The 3,250-nt window shown below is 55.3% G+C and carries 4 protein-coding genes; 1 reads left to right on the top strand and 3 read right to left on the bottom strand.

Going from position 1 to position 3,250, the window contains the following annotated elements; translation table 11 throughout:
- Positions 1–295 precede the first annotated feature (295 nt).
- Positions 296–817, top strand: coding sequence for a GNAT family N-acetyltransferase (locus BZL43_RS17035; protein ID WP_095633390.1), 522 nt, complete (start codon positions 296–298; stop codon positions 815–817).
- Between the two features lie 5 nt (positions 818–822).
- On the opposite strand, the gene BZL43_RS17040 is transcribed toward BZL43_RS17035, so the two are convergent.
- From BZL43_RS17040 to BZL43_RS27980, 3 genes are all read right to left on the bottom strand, one after another.
- Positions 823–2,412: an IS66 family transposase gene (locus BZL43_RS17040; RefSeq protein ID WP_095633391.1), complete on the bottom strand. Its 1,590-nt coding sequence runs from the start codon at positions 2,410–2,412 to the stop codon at positions 823–825.
- A 61-nt stretch (positions 2,413–2,473) separates the two neighbouring features.
- A complete protein-coding gene (gene tnpB / locus BZL43_RS28585) occupies positions 2,474–2,809 on the bottom strand; it encodes an IS66 family insertion sequence element accessory protein TnpB (protein ID WP_143517869.1) in 336 nt (111 codons plus the stop codon).
- The gene (locus BZL43_RS27980; RefSeq protein WP_256582864.1) at positions 2,806–3,147 is read right to left on the bottom strand and encodes a transposase; all 342 of its coding nucleotides are present in this window, start codon (positions 3,145–3,147) and stop codon (positions 2,806–2,808) included. The genes tnpB and BZL43_RS27980 overlap by 4 nt, the downstream gene beginning before the upstream one ends.
- Between the last annotated feature and the right edge of the window lie 103 nt (positions 3,148–3,250).

Genomic DNA, 3,250 nt, shown 5'->3' on the forward strand with positions numbered 1-3,250 from the left:
GTAAGCGTCTGGTGAAGTCGTCTGGACAAAGCAAATGGTCTAAATACGATCAGATTTCCCGAAAGAGCAGCTCGCCAGTTCGCTTTTTCATTTCTTGACACAGTCTTCAAATCTCCAGATTATCAATCAATGACTCCTACAAATCTCGTTAGCATGATGCGCCCCTTGATGACTGCCTTTGGCGGGCCATAGGGCGATGCGCGCTTAGAACAGAAGCATTGACCAGAAGCCCCGCCAGAAATGGATGGGGCTTTTTCATTCCCCTTCCAACTCATTGATGACAAGGAGAGTGAAGATGCTGTTGATTCGCCCAGCCAAACGTACTGACGCCGAGGCCGCGTTTGATATACGCCTCCAGGCGATCCGGCATCAATGCATTACCGTCTATACCGCTGAGCAAGTAATGGCGTGGACTGATGTGCCGCTCACAGACCGATATCGGGCTTGGGTGGAAAAGGAGTACCACGTTGCCTGGTTGGGCGAGATACCGGTCGCAACAGGTCTGATTGATTTCCAGTCTGGAGAGATAGGCGCTATTTTCGTATTGCCTGCATTCATGGGACAGGGGATTGGCAAGACAATGCTCCTATACCTTGAGCGACTGGCCTTTAAAGCTGGGATCGTCGACATCCATTTAGATGCTACCCCTAACGCAACCGCGTTCTACCGTCGGTGTGGCTATCACGGAGATATTCAAGCTATCTATACCTCGCCCTCCGGTCTTGAGCTGGCTTGTACACCGATGCGGAAAAAGTTGGTCAGTGAAGAGCTACTGTACGTAACGCGGGCGACAAGCAGGCTGCCGAACTCAAGTTGAGTAAGTCAGTCCGGCATCCAGTGATGCGGCAGCAGTTGTCCTATTTCACTCGCTCGCTGCGTCGGCAGGCGCTTGAGAACATCCTTCAAATAACCGTACGGGTCCTGACCATTCAGCCGCGCCGACTGGATCAGACTCATGATCGCCGCCGCCCGCTTTCCGCTGCGCAACGACCCTGCGAAGAGCCAGTTCTTGCGTCCAAGCGCCCAAGGCCGTATCTGGTTCTCTGCCCAATTATTATCAATGGGTACAGCCCCGTCATCGAGGTAGCGCGACAGCGCTGCCCAGCGTTTCAGGCTGTAATCGAGGGCTCTGCTGATAGCCGAGCCTTCGGGCACGAGGTCACGCTGGGCGATCATCCAGGCGTGCAGCATGTTCATCACCGGCACAGCTTTTTCTTGCCGTATTCGGCGCCTTAAATCTGGCTCCAGGTCGCGGACTTCACTTTCGATTTCGTACAGCAACTGGATATAGCGCAGGGCTTGCTCGGCGAGCATGCTTTTATTCGTAGCGTGCAGTTCGAAAAACTTGCGCCGTGCATGAGCCATGCAGCCGATCTCGGTCACGCCGAGTTCAAAGCTGGCCTTGTAGCCGCCAAAATCGTCGCAGACCAGCTTGCCCCTCCAGTCTTGCAGGAAGTTGCGAGCATGCTCTCCGGCGCGGCTGGGGCTGAAGTCGTAAACCACCGCTGCCACATCTGAGAACTGGCTGGTGGCATAGGCCCAAACATAGGAACGGTGGGTTTTCTTTGTTCCCGGCATGAGCATCTGCACCGGTGTTTCATCGGCATGAATAACCTGCTGCCCGAGTACCACGTCGCGCAGCGCATCAACCAGCGGCTGCAACTGAACCCCGGTCACGCCAACCCATTGAGCCAAGGTTGAGCGTGGAATCGCCAGGCCCGCTCGACCGAAGATCGATTCCTGACGGTAAAGCGGCAGGTGGTCGGCAAACTTGGCAATCATGACGTGGGCCAGCAGGCCAGCAGTCGGGATGCCCTTATCAATAACCTGCGCCGGAACGGGTGCCTGGATCAGCGTTTCGCAGTCATCGCAGACCCATTTGCCGCGCACATGGCGTTCAACGGTAAATACGCCGGGCGTGTAGTCCAGCTTCTCGCTGACGTCCTCGCCGATGCGCTTGAGGGCGCAGCCGCATGGGCAGTAAGTATTGTCCGGCTCGTGATGGATCAGTGTGCGTGGAAACTCTGCCGGCAAAGCAGTGCGTTTGGGCTTTTGCTTTTTCTCGGTCGGAGCCAGCACTGTTTGCAAGGCTTGAAGCTCTGCTTCAATCGCCGCGATATCGGTATCGATCAGATCATCGAGCAAACTGGCTTGCTCAGGATTCATCTGCTCGCTGCGCTTGGCAAATTTCAAGCGCTTGAGCTGTGCGATCTCGAAGGTCAGTTTCTCTATGACTGTTTGATCACTGTTGATCTTCTTGCCCATCGTTTCAACGGTTTTACCCATCGTTTCGACCGACTTGCCCAGCGTGTCGACTTGGTGATCGAGCGTCTCGACACGCTTCATCAACTGCGCCGCCAAGGCGCGCAGTTGCTCAGGAGTCAGGTGGTCGAGATTGAGGAGCGAAGTCATAGTGCTGATTTTGCCAGAGCAGACAATTTGCGGCGATAGGTCGATGGACTAATGGCAGCCGCTAAAGCAGTGTGATCGAGCCTCCAGAACCTGCGCGTTGCCATGGCAGACCCAACACCAATGCCTGAAGTTGCTCGGTATCCAGTTCCACTTCAGTACCATGGCGAATGCCAGGCCAGTGAAATTTGCCCTGGTTCAACCGGCGCGCCGCCAGCCACACTCCGAAGCCGTCATGCACCAGCACTTTCATGCGATTGGCGCGGCGGTTGGCGAACAGGTAAGCACAGTGCGGCTGCGCCGCACCGAACACCGCTATGACCCTGGCTAACGCAGTTTCGGTGCCTGCGCGCATGTCCATCGGCTCGGTGGCGAGCCAGATGGAGTCGATGCGAATCATCGCAAAAGGTCTCGAAGAAAGGTCACGCAGGCAGCAGCATTTTCAGTGGGCCAGTTCACTTTGACGATGCCGCGCGGGTGCTGTATTTCAACGCAGATATTCGATGATGATGATGATGATGAGTGAGACTTGGCCCCGGCCAACGGCACGGGTAACGGAATAAATGCAGATTGTAGTGCTGTGCTTTTCTGCGCTTGCAGCCGAATCCATTTGTGGACGAGGTTCGCGTTGAGGTTATGGCTGAGTGCGATGCTGGCAATCGAAGCGCCGGGCTGGCCACACTCTTGAATGACTTGGGCTTTGAAGGACTTGGAATAGGAACGGCGTGTTGGCTGCATGAAATACCCGCTTAAAAAGCTAGAACTGGTGCCCACTTAAATTTAAGTGCACACCATGTCTTGGCCTTGAAGGGCTGGGTAGATGACTTGGCCGGACGCATAC

The sequence above is a fragment of the Pseudomonas sp. PICF141 genome (assembly GCF_002286815.1).
Taxonomy (GTDB): domain Bacteria; phylum Pseudomonadota; class Gammaproteobacteria; order Pseudomonadales; family Pseudomonadaceae; genus Aquipseudomonas.

Coding starts and splice junctions, on each gene's coding strand:
- BZL43_RS17040 (WP_095633391.1), bottom strand. CDS start 2,412: ATGACTTCGCTCCTCAATCTCGACCACCTGACTCCTGAGCAACTGCGC.
- tnpB (WP_143517869.1), bottom strand. CDS start 2,809: ATGATTCGCATCGACTCCATCTGGCTCGCCACCGAGCCGATGGACATG.
- BZL43_RS17035 (WP_095633390.1), top strand. CDS start 296: ATGCTGTTGATTCGCCCAGCCAAACGTACTGACGCCGAGGCCGCGTTT.
- BZL43_RS27980 (WP_256582864.1), bottom strand. CDS start 3,147: ATGCAGCCAACACGCCGTTCCTATTCCAAGTCCTTCAAAGCCCAAGTC.